Source organism: Corynebacterium sp. MSK158, from assembly GCF_030229085.1.
In the GTDB taxonomy this organism is placed as follows: Bacteria; Actinomycetota; Actinomycetes; order Mycobacteriales; family Mycobacteriaceae; genus Corynebacterium.
The window spans coordinates 1-257 of sequence record NZ_JASPHJ010000051.1 but is presented as its reverse complement, the minus strand read 5'-3'; the positions used below and the strand labels follow the sequence as shown (position 1 = coordinate 257).

Here is a 257-nt window from a genome sequence, read left to right as displayed (position 1 = left end):
CCCCATCAAGGCCGAGATCCCAGACGTGGATGCCGCGCGCCAGAATTTCGATGGCATTACCTATGCCAAGGGCGCGGCGGTGCTCAAGCAGCTCGTGCACTACGTGGGCCGCGATAACTTTTATGCGGGGGCGCGGGATTACTTCCAGGAGCATGCGTTTGCCGCGACCACCTTCGATGACCTGCTCACGGCCCTGAAAAAGCACACTGACCGCGACCTCGATTCTTGGTCAAAGGCGTGGCTGCGCACCTGGGGTC

The 257-nt window shown here is 61.5% G+C and carries 1 protein-coding gene; it reads left to right on the top strand.

What is annotated here, in order from left to right; translation table 11 throughout:
- On the top strand, positions 1-257 hold a 257-nt coding region (locus QP915_RS11645; RefSeq protein ID WP_284769438.1), incomplete at both ends, for a M1 family aminopeptidase.